The 23,259-nt window shown below is 37.2% G+C and carries 11 protein-coding genes; 10 read left to right on the forward strand and 1 reads right to left on the reverse strand.

Going from position 1 to position 23,259, the window contains the following annotated elements; all coding sequences use genetic code 11:
- Positions 1-1,103: 1,103 nt before the first annotated feature.
- From FLACOL7796_RS04325 to nagB, 10 genes are all read left to right on the forward strand, one after another.
- Entirely contained in the window at positions 1,104-4,256 is a 3,153-nt protein-coding gene (locus tag FLACOL7796_RS04325; RefSeq protein ID WP_173969604.1) for a SusC/RagA family TonB-linked outer membrane protein, read from the forward strand.
- Positions 4,257-4,271: 15 nt separating this feature from the next.
- Positions 4,272-6,158, forward strand: coding sequence for a RagB/SusD family nutrient uptake outer membrane protein (locus FLACOL7796_RS04330; RefSeq protein ID WP_173969605.1), 1,887 nt, complete (start codon positions 4,272-4,274; stop codon positions 6,156-6,158).
- A gap of 17 nt (positions 6,159-6,175) precedes the next feature.
- Entirely contained in the window at positions 6,176-6,511 is a 336-nt protein-coding gene (locus FLACOL7796_RS04335; RefSeq protein WP_173969606.1) for a hypothetical protein, read from the forward strand.
- Between the two features lie 128 nt (positions 6,512-6,639).
- The gene (locus tag FLACOL7796_RS04340; protein WP_173969607.1) at positions 6,640-7,608 is read left to right on the forward strand and encodes an ROK family protein; all 969 of its coding nucleotides are present in this window, start codon (positions 6,640-6,642) and stop codon (positions 7,606-7,608) included.
- 457 nt (positions 7,609-8,065) lie between these two features.
- Positions 8,066-9,442, forward strand: coding sequence for a sulfatase family protein (locus FLACOL7796_RS04345; RefSeq protein WP_173969608.1), 1,377 nt, complete (start codon positions 8,066-8,068; stop codon positions 9,440-9,442).
- A gap of 21 nt (positions 9,443-9,463) precedes the next feature.
- Positions 9,464-12,139: a DUF4962 domain-containing protein gene (locus tag FLACOL7796_RS04350; protein WP_173969609.1), complete on the forward strand. Its 2,676-nt coding sequence runs from the start codon at positions 9,464-9,466 to the stop codon at positions 12,137-12,139.
- Between the two features lie 96 nt (positions 12,140-12,235).
- Positions 12,236-16,279 (forward strand): hybrid sensor histidine kinase/response regulator transcription factor, encoded by a 4,044-nt coding sequence (locus FLACOL7796_RS04355; RefSeq protein WP_173969610.1) that lies wholly within the window; start codon positions 12,236-12,238, stop codon positions 16,277-16,279.
- 228 nt (positions 16,280-16,507) lie between these two features.
- Entirely contained in the window at positions 16,508-17,659 is a 1,152-nt protein-coding gene (locus FLACOL7796_RS04360) for a DUF4861 family protein (RefSeq protein ID WP_232067290.1), read from the forward strand.
- 31 nt (positions 17,660-17,690) lie between these two features.
- Positions 17,691-18,482, forward strand: coding sequence for a gluconate 5-dehydrogenase (locus FLACOL7796_RS04365; protein WP_173969611.1), 792 nt, complete (start codon positions 17,691-17,693; stop codon positions 18,480-18,482).
- Positions 18,483-18,646: 164 nt separating this feature from the next.
- On the forward strand, positions 18,647-20,575 hold the full coding sequence (nagB, locus tag FLACOL7796_RS04370; RefSeq protein ID WP_173969612.1) for a glucosamine-6-phosphate deaminase: 1,929 nt from the start codon (positions 18,647-18,649) through the stop codon (positions 20,573-20,575).
- A gap of 86 nt (positions 20,576-20,661) precedes the next feature.
- Here nagB and FLACOL7796_RS04375 read toward each other — a convergent pair whose 3' ends face one another.
- Positions 20,662-23,058 (reverse strand): outer membrane beta-barrel family protein, encoded by a 2,397-nt coding sequence (locus tag FLACOL7796_RS04375; protein WP_173969613.1) that lies wholly within the window; start codon positions 23,056-23,058, stop codon positions 20,662-20,664.
- Between the last annotated feature and the right edge of the window lie 201 nt (positions 23,059-23,259).

Genomic DNA, 23,259 nt, shown 5'->3' on the forward strand with positions numbered 1-23,259 from the left:
GCAATCAAAATAGACAATCAAACTTACCAATCTTTGTCGATAAACGAGTATGATTTCTCCTTCGTCGAAATGACAATCTTTGCGCTAAAAGCTTTGTCAAAGTTCTACGTACATCATTCTCCCCATTATTGTCATCTCGACGAAGGAGAGATCCCCACAAGAAGCTCCGCAATCAAAATAGCCCATCAAACTTACTACTCTTTGTAGAGCTACTCGCGAAGATTTCCCCTTCGTCGAAATAACAAACTTGTCCTAAAAACTTTGTAAAACGAGAATGATTGTCCTAGCCCCGATAGTCCCGAGGCTTCGGGAGGAAATCCTTTTGTGTCCGTCCCGATAGCTATCGGGAGGCACAAAAGATTGGAACGGATAGCGGGATTAGCTCCTGAAAAAAATGATTTAGAATAAAGGTCCAGATAAAAATCTACGCTAAAAAAAAGAATAAATCCGTTTAATCTGCGTCATCCGCGTGCCATTAAACCCACGTTTCTTCACAATGCTACTTCCCTGTTTTTAAATTCATAAGTTTTATCTGAATTAAATATTCAAGCTGATAAATCTATCAATAAAAATCGCATCAAAAAGCAACTATTTTCCTTAACATTTTGCGCTGTTTCACTTAACGATTATCGAACATAAAACATTTTAAATTTGATTAGTATTTACGGTGCTTTATTATAAAAGTATTTTGCAATAAAACACCATAAAACGTTGATTTTTCCTGTGTTTACGGGGAACGAAAACGTTATATTAATCAAAATCAATAGCATTTTGGACGTATTCAAAACTGTCATGTAGACCCGATTTCTATATTTGTTTTAATTAAATCCAAAAAAAACATGACTAATCCAAAAGAAACAAACCGACTTCCAGAAAACCTATTTTTATTTACCAGGCGCAAAATTCCCCAGCCCCTTTCTCACGTTAATTAATTGTTATAATTTTCTCCACAAACAATAATTGAGCATTTGATTTAAAGAAAATAATTCTTGAAGTTTAGCTCAACAAAAATAGTGGCTGATTTATTTAGCAAGATGAAAACTCAACTTAAATAACATCAATAGGAACTAAGTCCGCGACTTACTCCGATTTAAAAAAAAATTATGAAAAGGACTATATTTATATTTTTGTTGCTGGCAACTTATACAATTACATATGGGCAGGATATCATTACTGTAAAAGGTAAGGTAACAGATGCGCAAAGTATGCCACTTCCCGGAGCAACAGTTTCTGAAAAAGGAACTAAAAACTCTACCAGTACTTCTATCGATGGTGACTATCAAATAAAAGTAAAGGCAAATGCTATATTGGTGTTTTCGTTTATGGGAACAAAAACCAAAGAAGAAGCTGTAAAAAGCAGAACAACCATCGACACAAAACTACTCGATGATACCAATAATCTTGATGAGGTAGTCGTAGTAGGTTACGGTACAAAAGCCAGAAAAGATCTTACGGGTGCCATATCTTCTGTAAAAGGAAGCGAACTTGCAAAAATTCCGGTACAAAACGTTGCGCAGGCTTTGCAAGGTCGTATTGCGGGTTTGCAGGTAACCATGTCTGACGGAACTCCGGGATCTGAGCCTTCTCTTAGAATTAGAGGCGGAACTTCGATCACGCAAAGTAACGAACCTCTGTATGTGGTTGACGGGGTAGCGCAAACAGGAGGATTAGGTTTTCTAGATCCTATGGATATTGAAACTATGGATGTATTAAAAGACGCTGCTTCTACTTCTATCTACGGTGCTCAGGGGGCAAACGGAGTAGTTTTGGTTACTACGAAAAAAGCAAAAGGCGGTAAACTAACCATTACTTACGATGCTTATGGAGGAATAAAAACAATAGCTAAAACGCTTCCGGTTATGAATCCGTATGATTATACGCATTTAATGTACGAAGCTGCTACTGACGACGCTAGATTACAAAAATTTACCAATACTTTTGGTACTTATGATGAACTGGAAGGTTTGTACAAAAACAGAAAAGGAATTAACTGGCAGGATGAAGTTTTTGGCAATGCTGTAGAAAGTCAATACCATAAAATAAGCATCAGCGGTGGTGAAAACGATACAAAATACAATGCGTTTTATTCGGTAAACAACGATCAGGGAATTATGCTGGGTAGTGCTTCTGTAAAAAATATCGTAAAACTAAATGTAGTTAACGATATCAGCAAAAAGTTTACGGTAAACGCCATTGTAAATTATTCCAATCAAAAAGTAACCGGATTGTCTACAGGCGATGGTGGAAATGCGAGATTGAGTATGTTGCAAAACTTACTGCAATACCGACCTACAATTGGAAAAACAGGATCTGATGAAGATCTTAAAAATCTTGAAGTAGATCCGTTAGACAATCAGGATTCGCCAACATTTCAAAGTCCGTTGATAACGATTGACAGTCAAAAAAGAGAGGCTAATACCAGAGCTATCAACATGAGCTTACAACTTCGTTACTTCATTACGCCACATTTAACGTATAATGGTTTAATTAGTTACAATGACAAAAGCGTTAAAAGCAAATATTTTAATGATTACAGAGGTATTCAGGCTGTTAGAAGTGGTGGTCCGAATGGTGGTGTAACAAACAATATTTCGACTCGTTTGAATTATAATAACGTACTAACTTATAGCAATACTTTCAATAAAAAACATAAACTTGATGTTACTCTTGGTCAGGAATATATTTATAATTATTCTGAAGGACTTACAGCAACAGCTTCGGCTTTTCCTGATGTAAATCTGGGTTGGGATAAATTACAATTGGGTACTATTGCCGGAATTCCGACAACTTTTGCCGAAGATGATAAAATGCTGTCTTTCTTTAGTAAAGCAGGTTACTCTTATAAAAACAGGTATTTGCTTTCGGCCAGTATAAGAGCTGATGGTTCGTCTAAATTTGGAACAGAAAATCAATGGGGATATTTCCCGTCTGTATCTGCAGCGTGGAGAGTAATCGAAGAAGATTTTATGAGAAAGCTGCCTTTTTTCTCTGATTTAAAATTCCGTTTAAGCTACGGTGAAGCAGGAAATAATCGAATTGAAAATTATGCGGCTTTAGGAATATTTAATTCAGGTTCTTATCCATTAAACAACCAAACAAATATTACAGCGTTTCAAAACAATATTCCAAATCCGTTTTTAAAATGGGAAGCTACCAAGTCGACCAATATTGGTATTGATTTAGGATTTTTTAACCAAAGAATATCATTAACTACAGAAATCTACGATAATAAGTCTAAAGATTTATTGTACAACACTCGTGTACCTTCGAGTTCAGGATTTAAAAAACAGTTTCAGAATATTGGAGCGACTTCTAATCGTGGTATCGAATTTACATTGAATACAACCAATATTAAAACCAACAGTTTTACCTGGAACACTACTTTGAATGTTGCTTTTAATAAAACAAAAGTATTGAGTTTAAGCGAAGGCGAAAATTCATTAATAACGAACAGTTACACGGATAAAAGTGATTACATCCTGCAAGTAGGAAAACCAGTTGGTACGATGTACGGTTATGTTAGAGACGGTTTGTATCAGGTAAGTGATTTTGATTATAATCCAACAACAAAAGCCTATACGCTAAAAACTGGCGTAGTAACTGATAATATTGTGGTGCAACCCGGATTTATTAAATTTAAAGACATTAGCGGACCAAACGGAACGCCTGACGGAGTAATCAACGACTTAGACAGAACGGTTATTGGAGATGCGAATCCTAAATATACAGGAGGTTTCAATAATACTTTTAGCTATAAAGGAATTGATCTTAGTGTTTTCCTTGATTTTACCGTAGGAAACGATATTTATAATGCCAATGTACTGAACAATTCAAGACTGAATTTAGACAATCTAAACACACTTGCAATTTATGCCGACAGATGGACAACCATAAATGCCGCAGGACAACGTGTAACTGATCCTACAGAATTGGCAGCACTTAATGTTGGTAAAACTAATCCGGCTTTTAACGGAAATACTACCGGACGTTTGTACAGTGATATCATAGAAGATGGCTCGTTTTTAAGAATCAACAACATTAGTTTGGGATATACTTTGCCTAAAGAATGGTTGAAAAAATCAAAAATTTCTAATTTGAGAATTTACTTTACAGCCTACAATTTGTACGTGTTTACCAAATATTCCGGATATGATCCTGAAGTAAATGTGTACAACAATGCTATTACCAGAGGAGTCGATTTTAGTGCTTATCCAAGAAGCAAATCATTTGTAACAGGTTTAAGTCTTTCACTATAATTTAATTTTAATAAGATGAAAAAATATATATTTTCCCGCAGAGCCATTATAGCAGCGAGCCTTACTTGTCTTCTATTACCTTTAAATTCTTGTGATAAAGATCTCGAAGTAACGCCATACTCCTATTTTACAACAGCCAACTTTTTCTCGAATGCAGATGAAGCTTATATGGCAACTTTAGGTGTTTACGAATCAATGTCATCGCTTGATAGTTATGGCTGGAATATTTCTTTAATTTTTGATGCCGATACTGATATTGAACAAATGAGCGGAATTGGTGCCGATGACTGGAGAACAATTGCCCATTATCAGGGAATTTCTCAAACTACTACTTTTTATACCGCATGGAGTAAATTGTACGAAGGTGTCGACAGAGCCAATGTTGTGATCGAAAGAATTCCTAATATGGATTTATTTACTAATGGAACCCAAGCGCAAAAAGATCAATTGAACAGAATGCTTGGAGAGGCTAAATTTCTTCGCGGTTTTTACTATTCTGAATTGGTTCGATTATGGGGAGATGTTCCTTTTAAAACCAAAAGTTCACAATCAGGAGATAATTTAAAAGTAGGTTTGGTAGATCGTTATGAAATTTACAAACAAATTATAAAAGACATGCAGGAAGCTGCACTGGTATTACCGGAAGAGACTCCAAAAGACGAACGAATCAATAAATGGGCAGCAAAAGCAATGCTGGCAAGAGTAGCCATGTTTGCCGGAGGTTATTCTTTAGGTGCAGACGGAACGACCAAACGCCCTTCTAACTACAAAGAATATTACCAATTGGCGCAAAAAGAGATTAACGATGTAATGGCTCAAAACCCTTATAAATTAAATCCGTCTTATGCTAAAGTATTCAAAAACCAATGTCAGCATGTATTAGAACCAACAGAGAACATTTTTCAGGTAGCGTTTTACAATCCGGCAGGAACTTTAGGCAATGCATCCTGGGTAGGAAATTTTAATGGTCCCGCAACAGCAAACGGAGTTTACCCTTCGAACATATCAAGATGTTTAGTGCCAAAACCATTTTATACTAGTTTTAATGCTGCCGATCAGCGTAGGGATTTTTCGATTGCGACCTACTCTATCAATAATCTGGGAAATAAATTACCGCTTTTAACCACCAATCAGGACGAAAGATGGACCGTTGGAAAATGGAGTCGCGAATACCAAACCAATGCCACTGCAGAACGTGTTTACACACACATCAACTGGGTAATTATGCGTTATTCTGATTTGCTTTTAATGCGTGCCGAAGTAGAAAACGAACTCAACGAAGGTCCAAATGCTATTGCTTATGATGCCATTAATCAGGTTAGAAAAAGAGCTTTTGGAGGCGACATTCAAGGAAGCAGAATTGGAATTACTTTAGGAAATAAAGGTACAGGATATACAAATGCAGCAAATGTCGTGATACAAATTACAGGCGGCGGCGGTACAGACGCAGCGGCAGCGATAATAAACCTTGCAAGTGGTGGAATTGGAACAATAGGAATGTTACGTTCCGGAGATGGTTATACTTCTGCTCCAACCGTGACCATAACAAGTACAGACGGAAAAGGTACAGGAGCAACCGCTACGGCACAATTATTAGCAAAACCAACTGCTACCGTAATCAATCTTCCTACAGGTTTAAGTAAAGAAAACTTTCTTAAAGCCATACAACAAGAAAGAGCCTGGGAACTTTCGGGCGAAGGAATGCGCAGAGCTGATTTGATACGATGGGGAATTTTAGGAGACAAATTAGCCGAAACAAGTACAGCCGTAAAAGCAATTCGTTCCACTTATTTCTATCCGTCGATTACCAATTTTGTGGCAGGAAAACACGAATTATATCCTTATCCACAAAACGAAACAGATGTAAACAAGAGTATTACACGTCAGAATCCGAAGTATTAAAATATAAAACTATAATTATGAAAAAGATAGTATTAGTATGCAGCTTGATTCTAATGGCTTCGACATCGTTTGCACAAAGCAAACCGAAAGACATGAAAACGCTGAGAGATTCAATTTTTACGGTTATGAAACTGAGCACTGCAAACCGACAAAAAATGCGCGATTTAATTGCCGAAAATGGCAAAACCCAAAAAGCAATTAAAGACGATCCAGCCTTATTTTATGATCAAAGACAAGAGAAACTTGAAGCCTGGAAAAAAGAAATCACAACAAAAGAAAAAGCAATCCTTACTCCGGAACAGTTTCAAATATGGAGAGATTTTGCCAAATCTTTAAATAAACCTAAATCATAATAACAATCAGATTAAAATAAGCTACAATTTTTTTTAGATAATTAATCGATTTTTGGACATTAATGCAGAACTTGCCGTTCTGCATTAATTGTTTCTAACAGAAGATAAAAAATAATAAAATCAGCATTATGAATACCTTAAACGACACACAAATATCAAAATCATACGCAATTGGAATCGATATTGGTGGAACTTCACTCAAATGCGGTGTTGTTAATGAACTTGGAGAAATCCTATTTTCTTTTTTAGTATCTCTCAAAGAGGCAAAAACAGAAGAAGAAATCATAAATTTAATAGTTAAGGCTATTACACAATGCACAGATCAATTAAATGAACCTATTGTGGGTATCGGAATTGGTTTTCCGGGACTCATCGAAAATGATGTAATCGTGGGTGGAGGGGTTAATCTTCCCGGTTTTGAACAATTACCTTTAGGAAAAATTCTAAACGATCGAACCGGACACAATATCGTAATTGATAATGATGCCAACTTAATGGGACTTGCCGAAGTAATCTACGGCGCAGCCAAAGACAGTGAAGATGCTATTTTTCTCACTATCGGAACCGGAATTGGCGGAGCCATCATGATCAATAAAAAACTTTTTGGCGGTTACAAAAATCGCGGTGCCGAATTAGGTCATACCGTGATTCAGCAAAACGGAATTCAATGTGCTTGCGGCGGAAGAGGCTGTTTAGAAAGTTACGCTTCGGTTACGGCCTTAATCGAATACTACAAAACTCAAAATAAAGCAGCCGACGAACATATCGACGGAAAAACCATCATCGAAAAATATCTTGCAGGCGAAGACCACGCGGTAAATGCAATGCTGCATCACTTTGATTATTTAGCTGCCGGAATCGTGAATTGTGTAAACATATTTAGTCCACAAAAGGTAATTATTGGCGGAGGAATCAGCGAGGCAGGCCAGTTCTATATTGATGAATTAACAAACCGGGTAAAAAAGACCGCAATTCCGGTTTCATTCTCCAACACAAAAATCGTAGCCGCAAGCTTAGGTAATAAAGCCGGTTTATTAGGCGCTTGCGCGAATGCCTTCCAGAAGTTTAAAAAGACAGAATACGCTTCAAAATTATAATCTCGCAAAGGTGCAAAGGCGCAAAGTTTTTTTTGCTTCACGCAGATTTAGCAGATTTTTTTAATTAATTTAATCCTTTAATCTGTGGCTAATAAAACTTTGCGTCCTTTGCGTAAACCTTAGCGAACTTTGCGGTTAAATTCGCCACGAATTCACGAATCTATTGCTAAAAAAATCTGCCAAATCTGCCACCCGAGCGATAGCGAACAGGCGAAGCAAATCTGCGTGAAAAAAACTTAGCGGCCTTGCGAGCAAAAAACTTAGCGTCCCTTGCGTAAACCTTAGCGCTCTTTGCGGTTAAATACACAATCAAATCCCCACAAACCCAACCAAATTACAGCCTTTTAGATAATTTTAATATCATTTTACACAAATTCAAAACCTTCTTATAACATTGATCATTAAATTCGTTTTGTAATTCAGAGCGTTCACAAAACAAATTATAATCTTAAAGATCATGTTTCAAAAAAACATATTTTTTATATGGCTTTTCGTGGTATTGCACATTCCTTTTTTAGGGAATGCCCAAACTGCCGACCGACCTAATATTCTCATCATCATGACCGATCAGCAGACGGCTGATGCCATGAGTATCGCAGGAAATAAAAATCTGCATACACCCGCAATGGATAAATTAGCCCAAAACGGAGTTCGGTTTACCAAAGCCTATTGCGCACAGCCTTTGTGCACGCCATCACGCGCCTCTATCATGAGCGGCAAAATGCCTTATGAAACCGGTTTTATAGGAAATGCACCCGAAAAAGATGGTCAATGGTCGGATGATATTTTAATGATGGGAAAAATTCTCCAAAACGGAGGTTACAAAACCGGCTATGTAGGCAAATGGCATTTACCCGTTCCTACTTCCAAAAAAAGCCAGCATGGTTTTGAATATATCGAAAACACCAGCTTTCAGGATTACAACGATGCCGCGACACCATCATTCTGCGCTCGTTTTATCAAAGAAAATAAAAACACACCTTTTTTATTAGTGGCTTCCTTTTTAAATCCGCATGACATTTGCGAATGGGCACGCGGTGAAGATTTAAAAATGGATGTTTTGGAAAAAGCACCTCCGGCAGATCAATGTCCGCCCCTGCCTGCCAACTGGAAAATTCCAGATTACGAACCCAAAATTGTACGCGAACAACAAAAAGTAAGTTTTAGAACCTATCCCACCGTTAACTGGACACCAGATCAATGGCGTCAATATCGATGGGCTTATAATCGGTTAGTTGAAAAAGTAGACAGTTATATCGAAATGGTTCTGGCATCTTTAAAAAAATACAATATCGAAAAAAACACCATTATTATTTTTACCGCAGATCACGGCGATGGTTATGCAGGCCATAGCTGGAACCAAAAACAAATATTATACGAAGAGTCGGCCAAAATACCTTTTATCATTTCCAAAATTGGCGAATGGAAGCCCCGAACCGATGATATGCTGGTTTGCAATGGTACCGATATTATCCCCACCATCTGCGGATTTACCGGAGTACCAAAACCCGCCTATCTAAAAGGAATCGACATCAGTAAAAAAATAGAAAACCCAAATCAAAATCTTCGTGATACGCTCGTAATCGAAACCGATTTTGCCGATAACGAAGAACTTTTAAACATTAGCGGACGTGCTGTAATTACAAAAGATTATAAATATATCGTATACAACAAAGGAGATTTAAAAGAACAGCTTTTCGATCTCACAAAGGATCCCGGAGAAATTACCAATCTGACGGTAAATCCATCCTATAAAAAACAATTAAATGCCCTGCGTCTTTATTTAAAACAATGGTGTAAAAAGAACGGAGATCCTTTCGTATCAGGATTATAATTTGGTTTTAAAGTAAATTTTATGAAAAATATAATTGCCTTATTTTTATCATTCACCGCTGTTTCAGTTTTCAGCCAGCAATCGGCCATAATAAAACTGACCGCAGAAAAACTGCATTCAAGAGTTCGTGAATGGCCTTATCCTCTAAACGGAATTACGGTTCCCACCAATGCTCCTGCCCTGCTTTGGCCTGCAACAAATGGCAAAGACATGGTAAAACCAATGGAAAGTGGCAGCGAAGTACCCGAAGATCCCAATATTGGTAATATACGCTATAAAGTGATGCTGGCAGGCGATACCAATTTCAGCAAAGATTTAATTGCCAGTGCAGAACAACGCTGGGCTGTTTATCCGCTTCATCAAGCTTTAAAACCCGGAAAATGGTACTGGAAATACGGTTACGCTTTAAAAGGCAGTACTCAATGGACATGGTCTCCGGTTTACGATTTTGTAGTCGATGCGAAATATGCAAACGAAAAAGTATCACCGCCAGTAAGCGAAGTTTTAAAACGCAACGAAGGATCGCACCCGCTTTTATGGGATATGAATCGTATTGGCGAAGATTTCTACAAAAACAATCTCAATAATCCCGAAGCGAAAAAGTTTATCGCTTTCGCGGAAAAACTAATGCTGGCCCCGCTTCCAACGGAAAAACCACAAAGAGTAATTGATACTACAGGCAAAAACAAATTAGAAAAAAAGATCATTATAGAAAGAATGTATCATGGTTTTGGTGATGCCGTTGGTAATCCGGTTCGTAATTTATGTATTGCGTATCAGCTTACTAAAGACGAACGTTTTATTCAGGATGCCAAACGCAGAGCCTTAAATCTTGCCGCCATGAATCCGGACGGACTAGCAACTGGTGATGATTTTACAAGCGGAGCTGTGCTAGAAGCCTTAGGCTGGTTTTATGATGCCGGATATCAATTTTTAACTCCACAGGAAAAAGAAATATTTAAAAATATCATTACCATTAGAGCAAAAAGAGTTTACAATCATTTGCCTAACCGTTTTGAACTGCATGTAAGCGATAACCACGTTTGGCAGATTACTTTACGAAATCTTGCCATTGCAACCGTTGCCGTTATCAATGATGTTCCTGAAGCCAAAGAATGGCTGACTTATATGTACGAAGTCTGGTCGGCACGTTTTCCGGTTTTAGGCACAACAGATGGCGGCTGGCACGAAGGAAATGGCTATTTCAGAGTCAACTTTAAATCCATCATTTATTTGTCGCAAATGTTTGGCGATTTTAGCGGAGTCGATTATTTTAAATTACCGTGGATGGAAAACCTTCCCTATTATATGTTGTACACACATCCAAACGGAGCTGCAAGTACCGCAATTGGCGATATGTGGGAGAATATTCCGTACATCGTAAAAGGAGAAGCCTGGTTTGCCGATGCGTTGACCTACAAAATGAACAATCCGTATTTAAACTGGTACGTAAACGAAATAAAAAGAGACTATCCTTCTTATTATCACGGCACAGATGATTTCCTATTCTTCAGATTATTAAACTACAAACCCAATAGAAATCTGCCGGTAACTTCGCCGGAGAATTTACCAAAAACCCGCAAATTTGGCGATGTTGGTGTAGTTGCCATGCACGAAGATTTGGCTAAAGCCGATAAAACCCTAAGCAGTTATTTATTCAGCAGTCCGTTTGGTTCTTCTGGGCATGGACATGCGTCTCAGAATTCTTTTACTGTTAATTACAAAGGCAAAGTAATCTTTGGCGGAACAGGTTATTACAGCAATTTCAGCGACAAACATAATCTTTTATTCTACAGATCATCAAAAGCTTACAACACGATTTTAGCTGATAGTTTAAATCAGAAAATTGGTGAAGAAGGTTACGGATGGATTCCGAGAGCCATTTCGGGAAAACACATTCAATATGCCTTGGGCGATGCCAGTAATGCTTATGGAGCAATAAAAAGTGAATTCTGGCTGGATAGATTCAAACAAATTAATGTCGTGCCAAGCAAAGCAAATGGTTACGGAGAATCTGGTGTAACGCTGTACCGCAGACACATGTTGCAGCTAGATGGAGGTTACATTGTTTTATACGACGAATTAGAAGCTAAAACTCCGGTAAAATGGACCACCCAGTTTCATTGTCCGTATTACACCATCAAAGGAAAAAATTCGGCGAAAGCCAAACAACAAAACTTTATTGTACAAACCGATTTAGGAAATGTAAATGCAAGCGTTTTTGCCAATACTCCTTTAAAAATGGCAGTTCACAATCAGTTTTACGAAGCTGCGGTAAACTGGAATAAAGTAACGAATGACGAAGGTCAGATCAAAGAATTCAAAGACCAATGGCATGCCGGAATTACTTCTGAACCGAAACAAAAATTGAGGTTTTTAACCATCATTCAAATTAAAGACGGCAAAACAGAAGTCATCAAAACTATTTCAAACAAGAATGGTTTAGCTAATTTGCAAGTTGGAGAATGGAATATTCAGGCCCAGTTAGACGGAGAAAAAAAGGCAGCTTTACAAGTTTCGGGCAAAACCCTAAAATCATTATTCAGCTATGGAAATCTACCTGTTCAATTTGAAGGAAAAGCTTATTCGCCTAAAATTACAGGAAGTTCTATATTGTTAGAAATTGAGGATAGTAGAGTTAATCAGCAAGAAGCCATAGACGAATTGCCGGATGTGGCCCAATACGACAAAAATTAAAACAGAAGATGCTTGCTTTTTCTTTAATTTAGAGGTTAATTTCCTTTCATTACAAAAAAATAAACAAAGACAAAGAATAATTATAATACCACTTTCATGAAAAAAAAGATTGCTATCCTTTTCTTTTTCTGCATTCTTCTTTTCGCAGCCAAAAGTCATGCACAAGTTCAGGATCGATATTTCCGAAATATTTCGGTCGATAAAGGCTTGTCGCAAAGTTCGGTTTTTGCCATTCAGCAGGATACATTGGGCTTTATCTGGATAGGAACTCAGGATGGATTAAATCGTTATGACAGCAAAGGTTTTAAAGTATACCGCCCAATAAAAAACATAAAGAATAGCTTGCAGTCATATTACATACGCAGTTTATTTACAGATCATAAAGGGCAGTTATGGGTGGGCGGTAATCAAGGCATCAGCGTTTACAATTACAACACCGATAGTTTTACTAATTATCCGCTGCCGCGAAATATTGGCGAGTGGTATATCTCGTCTATAACCGAGGACAAACAGCATAGAATTTGGGCAAGTTCTATTGCAGGAGATGTTTTTGTACTGAATCCGAAAGAGGAGAAATTTACCGCTGTAAAGTTCAATGCGTCTTCACATGAAATTAAAAAAATAGCTTACATCGGGCTTTGGCAGCAGCAAATTATTTTAGGAACCGATGTTGGTCTTTTTAAACTCAACCAAAATACGCATCAATTAATAAAAATAAATTTAGGAGCCAAAAAGCCTTATATCAATGATGTTTATGTTGAGGGTAAAAAATTATGGGTGGCTACCGAAGGCGAAGGCGTAATACAATACAATGCGCAAAACGGACAGACTTCTTCCCTGCTTCACAGCTCTGGAGCCAACAGCATTGCCGATAATAATATTAGATGCATAGGAAAAGATACCGAAGGAAATATCTGGATGGGAACTTTTAGAGGATTGACTATTTTTAATCCAAAAAACAATTCGTTTACCAATTATTACCATCAAATATCACAGCCTTATACGATTAGTCAAAACTCGGTTCGCTGTTTTTTTAAAGACAAACAAAACGGAATTTGGCTTGGAACGTATTATGGTGGTTTAAACTACTATCATAAAAACGATATTAAGTTTAATTTGTTGAGTCAAAACTCAGGAAAACCGTCTTTAAATGATGAAGTAATTGGTGTTATCAAGCAAGATGCAAAAGGTAATTTCTGGATTGGAAGCAACGATAAAGGGCTGAATTACTGGAACAAAAATGCCAATACGATTACCTATTATTCCAACAGCGAAAATAATCCAAACAGCTTAAGTTCTAACAATATCAAGGCGATTGCATTTGATGACAACGGCAATGTCTTAATTGGTACGCACAACGGCGGATTGAATTTATTGAACCCAAACAGCGGTTCTGTACAGCGCTTTCGCCACGACGAAAATAATCCAAACACAATTGCCGGAGATTTGGTTTACAGCTTATTAAAAGATTCTAAAGGTAGAATTTGGGTAGGCACCAGATCAGGATTAGATCAGTTTCATCCGGAAACTAAAACCTTTACACACATTCACTTAGATAAAGCCGGAAAACGATTGACTTCTGACGATATAACGTTTTTGTTTGAAGATAGCAAAAACCGAATCTGGATTGGAACTACAAACGGTGTAACGCTTTTTTATCCAGATACGCAGTTATTTGGAAACATCGGACACGGAAAATTAAGCGACGATATTGTAAATTGTATTACCGAAGATGCAAAACATCGTATTTGGCTCGGCACAAGAGAAGGTTTACGATTGTATGATGAAACCCAGGAATCCTTCATTGGTTTTAAAGCCGGAAAAGACTTTGTTAAAGAAACCATTTACGGAATTGTTCCGGATGATGATGGAAATCTTTGGATTTCAACCAACAGCGGACTAATCAAATTTAATCCCGATAAAAGCTCTGTTCAAACTTTTGACGAAAGTGACGGCTTGCAGAACAAACAATTTAATGATTATGCTTTTTATAAAGCAAAAGACGGCATGCTGCTTTTTGGAGGAATAAAAGGAATCTCTTATTTCTATCCGTCGATGATAAAACAAAAGCCGCTGCCTTTAAAATTAAGTTTTACGGCTTTAGAAGTTTTAAATAAAAACGTTGCTGTTGAGGATGAAACGGGTATTCTCGAAGAACATATCGATCAGGTAAGCGAACTGGAAATTGGCCCGGAATACAAGCAGTTTAGTATCTTTTTTAATACTTTCAATTATATTTCGTCGAACAGAACTTACTATTATTATAAGTTAGAAGGAATTGACAAAGACTGGCAGAGAACGGACGAGCTTAAAGTGAGTTATAGTAATCTCCCTGCCGGAAAATACAATTTTCAGATCAAGGCAATAGGGCCAAATGGAGAAACCAGCGCCGTTAGAAATTTAAAGATTGTGATTTTACCGCCTTGGTACAAAACCATCTGGTTTTCTTTATTGCTTTTAACCATAATTGGTACAGCCGGATATATTGGTTTTAAAATTATAAAAGAAAGAATAAACGCCGTTCAGCAGTTAAAACTGGAACGTATAGACAAAGAAAGAGTAAGCTATATCAATCAGATCAAAATGGATTTCTTTACTAATGTATCGCATGAATTAAGAACTCCTTTAACATTGATTTTAGCTCCTTTAGAAGAATTATTAAAAATGCCTTTTGCCGATAAAATTTCGAAAAAGAAACATGAATTAATGTTTATCAACGCAAAGAGGCTTTACAACTTAGTCGATCAATTATTTGAGTTTAGAAAAACTGAAATGGGAACCCGTCAGCTTAAAGTAGGCAAAGGTGACATTGTAGGTTTTACCAAAGAAATTTTTGAATCGTTTAAACCGCTTTCAGAGAAAAACGGTATTCAGTATTCTTATCATTCCGAAGAACCGCAGCTGCTGTTTTATTTTGATAAAGATGCGATGGAAAAAATCCTGTTTAATCTTTTATCCAACGCCTTTAAGTATACCAAAACTGGGCAAAGCATTCATGTTGAATTAATAAAGAAAAATGATACTGTACAAATAAAGGTCGCTGACACGGGTGTCGGAATTAGCGAAGAAGATCTATCAAAAGTTTTTGATCGTTTTTATCAGGTAAACAATCGCGAGATGAATTTGGGCTCCGGTGTTGGTTTGGCCTTTACAAAGCGTTTGGTAGAACTGCATCATGGCGAAATTACTGCCGAAAGCGCACAGGAAAAAGGAAGCACCTTTACCGTAACGATTCCAACCTCAGATCAGGCTTATAAAAACGATCAGCAAATAGAAAGTTCTTTATACGAATTGTCTATTATATCAGATAATGAGCTTGATGAAGATGCTGCATTAGAAGAAGAAAATGAAATTATCGAAAGAGATCAGCCTGTTAAACTGCTTATTGTAGACGACAATAAAGAGATTTTAGATTATCTGCAGGATTATTTCAGCAAAATATACGAAGTTACAACCGCTTACAATGGTCAAATGGCGCTGGATCTTTTAGAAATACAGCCTTTTGATCTTATTATAAGCGATGTTATGATGCCGGAACTCGACGGTTTGCATTTCTGTAAAAAGGTGAAACAAAACATCAATACGTCGCATATTCCGTTAATGCTTTTAACGGCGCGAAATGAAACCAGCCAGCAGATAAAAGGCCTTGAAATGGGTGCCGACGATTATATCACCAAACCATTTTCAACTCCGTTACTGGCAGCAAAAATTACAAATCTCCTTCGTTCCCGTAAACGATTAAAAGAATATTATTCTGTAGGCAAAGAAATGGTTCCGGAGAATATTGCCTTTAATACCCTTGACGAAGAATTTCTAAAACAAGCCATTCAAATTGTCGAAGATCACCTCGCCGATTCTGAATTTTCGGTAGATCAGTTCAGCAAAGAAATCGGAATGAGCCGCTCTAACCTTTACTTGAAGTTAAAGGCTATAACAGGCGAATCAGCAATGGATTTCATTAAAAGAATACGCTTTAAAAAAGCAGTCGAACTCATGCAGAGCAAACGCTATACAATTGCGCAGATCACGTACATGTGTGGCTTCAATTCGCCATCTTATTTCTCGACTGCATTCAAACAGCATTATGGCTGTATGCCAAGCGAATATTTAGCGAGGACTGATGAACCAAAAGAAGAATAAAACGTAAAACAACACAAACTACATACAATGAAAAAACTACATCGTCTTTCCATGAACATCTTTTAAAACCAAGTCTTTAAAGGACTAAAAACGATCCTGATTTCTTATTCTGAAAAGTCTTAACTCGTACAAATGCAAAACACATTTGGCACCGGGAAGCCACAACTATGTCTTTTTTGAACGGATTTCAAGAAAAATTACATTAAAAAACAATAATTATTGCACGTCATGAAATTAATGAAACTTCACTTTTTACTCGCTTTTATTTTGCCTTTAGCCGCTTTGGCACAAACAAAAGCAACTATTACCATTCAAAACAATTCAATCGTAAACCGAAAAGAATCGGTAGTGGCCATAAAATGGAAAACGGTGCTTTCCTCCTTTCCGCAAATTGATACGGCTAATTTTGTCGTGATCAACAGCATTACAAAAAAACAAATTCCTTTTCAGCTGGAACACCACGGACAAACTGCTATTCAGAATCTATTGGTGCAAATCGATATTAAAGCAAAATCTTCGCTGCATCTTTTCATTCAAAAAGGAAAACCGGAACTTTTTACAGCCAAAACGTATTGCCGTTATGTGCCGGAACGCAAAGACGATTTTGCCTGGGAAAACGATAAAATAGCCTTTAGAACGTACGGAAAAGCGCTTGAAAAAACCGAAGGAGACGCTTACGGGTACGATGTCTGGGTAAAACGCACCAGTAAATTAGTTTTAAACGACCGCTATAAACGAGACGATTATCATATCGATCATGGCGATGGTTTAGATTATTATCATGTTGGGTTTACGTTAGGCGCAGGAAACATGGCTCCGTTTGTAAAAGATACCATTCGTTACTCCGGAAATTATCATCATTGGAAAATTTTAGACAATGGTCCGCTTCGATCTACTTTTCAATTAAGTTATGATACCTGGAATGCCGGCGGTATAAAAGTTAAAGCCGTAAAAATCATTTCACTTGATGCAGGTTCTCAATTAAGCCGAATCGAAAACATCTACACATTCGACGATAACAATCCTATGCCGGTTGTGGTTGGAATTATCAGACGCGAAAAACAAGGTATAATAGGTTTAAACGAACAGCAGGGAATTATGAGTTACTGGGAACCTGCTTCTGAAAAAGACGGAACTACGGCTGTAGGCTCCATATTAAGTACTCCGGCCAATAAAATGTGGGTCGACAAAGAGCAGTTATTGGCCAAAACCTCGGTTAGAAATAATGAACCAATTGTATACTATTCGGGTGCTGCATGGGACAAAGCAGACCAAATAACCAATTCAAAACAATGGCAGGATTACTTAGATCACTTTAATCAGGAACTTCAAAATCCATTGATAATAAGTGTAAACGAACTATCAAAAATACAGAAATAATTAAGATTACTAATAACCAAAAACTTAAAAAATGTCAATTAACTTATTTGATTTAACAGGGAAAACAGCGCTTATTACAGGAGGAGTTCATGGTCTGGGAATGGCAATGGCCAAAGGACTTGGACATGCAGGTGCAAAAATTGTGGTAAACGATCATTCATCGCAGGAAGATGTAGATAATGCCATTTCCGAATACAAAGCTGAGGGAATCGAAGCATACGGCTATCTATTTGATGTAACCGATGAAGCTGCTGTAATTGCCGCTATTAATAAAATAGAAACCGAAGTTGGCCCAATCGATATTTTAATAAACAATGCCGGAATCATTAAAAGAACCCCTATTATCGAAATGGAAGTCGCAGATTTTGAAGCGGTAATAAAAGTAGATTTAACTGGTCCTTTTATCGTTTCTAAAAATGTGGCTAAAGGAATGATAGAACGCGGTGGAGGAAAAATCATAAACATGTGTTCGATGATGAGCGAATTAGGGAGAGATTCTGTAAGTGCCTACGCATCGGCAAAAGGCGGACTAAAAATGCTGACCAAAAACATGGCTACGGAATGGGCTAAATTTAATATTCAGACAAACGGAATTGGCCCGGGATATTTCGCAACAAGCCAGACCGCTCCTATTCGTGTAAACGGACATCCCTTTAACGAGTTTATTATGGGCAGAACTCCAGCAGGACGCTGGGGAGATCCAGATGATTTACAAGGCGCTGCAATATTCTTAAGTTCTAAAGCAAGCGACTTTGTAAACGGACATATTGTGTATGTTGATGGAGGTATTTTAGCTACCATAGGAAAACCATCTAATGAGTAATACTTTAAAGTTTAAAATTAAAGCCACAGATTAAGGGATTAAAAAGATTAAAAAAATCTGCTCAATCTGCCACCCGAGCGATAGCGAACAGGCGAAGCAAATCTGCGTGAAAAATAAAACGCAAAGTATTAAGAATCTATTGACAGATAAAAAATGAAATTAAAATGATAAAAAGTACCCTAGATAAAGCAACAGGATTTGAGAAACGATTTGAAAACATCAATACAGTTGTTTTCGAAAATTCTACTGAAGCTTCTAAAGCCGTTGCGAAAGAAATTGCATCCCTTATCAAATCCAAACAAAAAGAAAACAAACCCTGCATATTAGGACTGGCAACAGGTTCTTCGCCAAAAGGATTATACGCAGAATTAGTTCGTTTACATAAAGAAGAAAATCTAAGTTTTAAAAATGTAATCACCTTCAACTTAGACGAATATTACCCAATGGAACCGGATTCAATCAACAGTTACGTTCGATTTATGAAAGAACTGCTTTTGGATCAGGTTGATATTTTACCTGAAAATTATCATATTCCCGACGGAACTTTATCCAAAGAAGAAATTGCCGATTATTGCCATAATTACGAAGCTAAAATTGAAGCTTTAGGCGGAATTGATCTTCAGATTCTCGGAATTGGAGGAAACGGACACATCGGTTTTAATGAATCTGGATCGTTACAAAACTCTAAAACGCGTTTAGTTGCCTTAGATCATATTACAAGAGTGGCGGCAAGCGGTGATTTTTCGGGATTGAGCAATACGCCAAGAACTGCCATTACACTTGGAGTGAAAAAAATAATGGAAGCCAAACAAGTTATTTTAATGGCCTGGGGTGAAGGAAAATCGGATATCATCAAAAAATCGGTTGAAGGCGAAGTTACCAATCAAATTCCTGCTTCGTTTTTGCAAGAGCATAACAACGCTGTTTTTATTTTAGACAAAGAAGCTTCATCTAAACTTACCAGAATCAACAGACCATGGCTGGTAGAAAAAATTATTTGGACGGATAAATTAATCCGAAAAGCCGTTTTAGGATTGGCTTTAGACTTAAAAAAGCCCATTTTAATGTTGACTGATGCAGATTACATCGAAAACGGAATGAGCGATTTGCTGGCTGATTCTGGTCCGGCATACGACATTAACATCAAGATTTTCAATAAACTTCAAAATACCATCACCGGTTGGCCAGGCGGAAAACCAAATGCCGATGATGCCAATCGTCCTGAAAGAGCAGAACCTGCTAAAAAACGTGTATTGATTTTCAGTCCGCATCCTGATGATGATATTATTAGTATGGGAGGCACTTTTATGCGTTTGCAACAGCAAGGTCATGAAGTTCATGTTGCGTATCAGACTTCTGGAAATATTGCTGTCGCGGATGATGAAGCACTGCGTTTTGCGAGATTCGTAATTGATTACAACGAAAAATTCGGCATCAAAAGCGAGGAAGCCGATAACATTTACAAAAAGGCACAAACCTTTTTAGAAAATAAAAAGAACAGCGAAATTGATATTCCGGAAGTGCGATACATAAAAGGTTTAATTAGAAAGGGAGAAGCTCGCTCTACAAGTCATTTTGTAGGTTTGCCAGATGAGCAGATCCATTTTATGGAACTCCCTTTTTATGAAACCGGAACTATCGAAAAAAAACCATTAGGAAACGAAGATATTCAGCTTACAATGGATTTAATTGAGAAAATTAAACCGCACCAGATATACGCTGCAGGAGATTTGGCAGATCCGCACGGAACACATAAAGTGTGTCTGGATGCTATTTTTGAAGCTGTAAAAACTTTAAAACCAAAACCTTTTATGAACGATTGCTGGTTATGGTTATACCGCGGTGCCTGGCAGGAATGGGGAATCGATGAAGTGGAAATGGCGGTGCCAATGAGTCCGGATCAGGTTTTGGCAAAACGTCACGGGATCTTCAAACATCAATCGCAAAAAGACGGCGTTGTTTTCCAGGGAACTGATGCCAGAGAATTTTGGCAGAGAGCCGAAGACAGAAACAGCGAAACAGCTCAATTGTACAATCAGCTTGGTTTAGCACATTATGCCGCTATGGAAGCGTTTGTGCGATGGGAGTTTTAGTTCAAATATCTTCTTCTTTAAAATAAAAAAAAAGACTGTCTGAAATTACTTTTCAAACAGTCTTTTTGCTTTTCTATAAAATTTATTTACAATCTCCCCTGCTCTTCGGTTTGACCTTCTTTCTTTTTGTTGACCAAATTCTGATTACCAAAATTATAACGAAACCCTATTCGAATACTTTGAGTATCGCCATACGACTTAAAATAATTGTACTGATTGGCATAATCTGTTACTACCTTTTCTTTTTCGCCACGATAAATATCGGACAGGATTGCATATACTTCGCCATTGCTTTTCCATATTTTCTTTCGAATAGAAGCCGAAAGATTCGAAGTCTCGCTGAAAACAAAAGTACCTTGTACAGATGAAGAATTGTACTGAAAGTTGAGTTCTGCTGTTAATTCTTTCTTTTTGCTCAAAACAAAACGATTGCTAATACTGGTATTATAAGTTGGTTTTCCGTTTTTGTATAAATTCCCGTCCCTTCCCTGAAAACTATCTTCGACATAACTCAAGCCTGCCTGAATTCCGGATTCCCAAAAATCATACAAAGTAAGATTGGTATTAAACTCAAGTCCAAAAGCAAAGTCTTTTTTAATATTGGTAAAATGATACACGAGCATATTGGTTTCATAATCCTGATACGAAATTTCCATCGAAGGATCTTTTTCCAGACGATAAAACAAATCAAAATTGTATTTATTTTTCAAAGTATAAAGCAAATTAAGATTATGACTAATGGTAGGCAACAATTTGGGATCGCCCGTAAAATAAGAATACGAATTGTAATACGAACGAAACGGATTTAACCTGCTGTATTGTGGGCGCGTGATTCGCTTTCCGTACGAAATACCAATCTCATGCCCTTCTGATGGTTTATAAAGACCGTAAAATGTTGGAAAAAGCTTAAAATAATGCTGTTCATTGATTTCAGATGTTGTTACCGAGTTTCCTTTCAGACTCGTGTATTCACCACGTAAACCGGCTTTTAGGCTCCACTTTCCAAATTCTTTGCTATAACTTGTATATGCCGCCATTATCGACTCATCATACAGAAAAAGACTCGTTCTGTTTGGATTGTTGACAAAATCACCATCAACTTCGTCTTTATAATCGAGATTGCTTTGGGCTTTTACGTTTCCAAATTTTAATCCTGCTTCCAGCACGCCGTTTTTTTCATTTGAATAATCGGTCTGTGCAGAAAAAAGCTGAATATCCTGTACATTATCGCTTATAAAACGAGTAATTCGATAAGGACTTTCTTCCGGAAGTGAAAATGCAGATGTAATATCCTGACGTTCCTGACGCCAGTATTTTGTATAATCTGCTGTTACGGCTACTTTTTCTTTTTCGCTAAACAAATGATCAAAAGACACATTATAAGCGTTATTTTTTAAGGGAGTTCTGCGGTTATTTTGCGTTATATAAAGCGAATCCAAAGCACCATTACCATCATAAATAAATGTTGGTACTGTAAAATCTCCTACTTGTTTGGGCGTCATTAATCCGGTACCTCCAGCAGAGATGGTATTAAGCGAATCAATCTCGTAAGATGCCTGAAGTCGATACGAATGTTGTTGTAATGATTTTGATTTACGCCTCATAATACTTTCCCAACGTGAGTCGATAGAACCATCATCTTTTAGATAATGCGCAACATCTGTCCCTTCATTCACATATACACCAGATCCAAAACTATACCTTCCGGCAAGAGATAGTTTTTCTCCTTTATAAAATTGATTCGTAGATACAACTCCTTTTGGGTATATCGATTGTACATAGGCCGAATTTACAGAACCTTTATATCCTAACGAAAGATTCTTTTTTAGTTTAATATTTAAAACAGCACTTCCCTGCGCTTCATATTTTGCAGGCGGATTGGTAATGACTTCTATCGATTTTACCTCTTCTCCGCTTGTGCTTTCTAAAAACTGCTTTAGTTCTTCACCACTCAAATAGACTTTTTTATCATTTATGGTTACCAATATACTTTGGCTTCCGCGAATACTAATTGCTCCTGTAGCACTTGTCGTTACGCTAGGCGTTTTGCTTAGAATTTCCCAGGCATTGTTAGATGATAATGAGGAATTTTCTACAGCAAACTCAAGCCTGTCCGTCAATCGTTTTACAATAGGCTTTTTTGAAGTAACGGTCACTCCGTCAAGATTGTTTGAAATTTCTTTTAAAGAAAGTATACCCAAATCTGTATCTTTCTGAATACTAATCGGTTTGTAATATTCCTCAAAACCCATCATTTTCATCTGAAGCAAATATTCGCCTTTTGTTATTCCGCGAAAGCGAAATTCTCCTGACTCATCTGTTTGTGTTTGTTTGTAACTCACAGAATCTTTTGCCTGCAAAAGCACGGCATCTGCAAAAGGTACGGCTTGATGAGAGCCGTCTTGTACCTTTCCAGATAGGGAAACTTCTTGCGAATATCCCGCAAAAGACCCCAACAACAGTAACATAATTAATTTTTTCATTGATGATTTATTTGATGCAAAACTCAGTAAATCATTTTCGAAAAATGGTTAACACAGGGTTAACGAAGGGTTAAACACTAAAAGGTAAAAAATAGAATGTAAACACCTGAAAAAAATTATTGAATGCTTTTTAATCCTGACGCGGGTTTGTCCTGATTATAGTTTATAAATTTGGTTAACGTAGGGTTAACGCTTGTATTT

Source organism: Flavobacterium bizetiae (assembly GCF_902804475.1).
In the GTDB taxonomy this organism is placed as follows: Bacteria; Bacteroidota; Bacteroidia; order Flavobacteriales; family Flavobacteriaceae; genus Flavobacterium; species Flavobacterium bizetiae.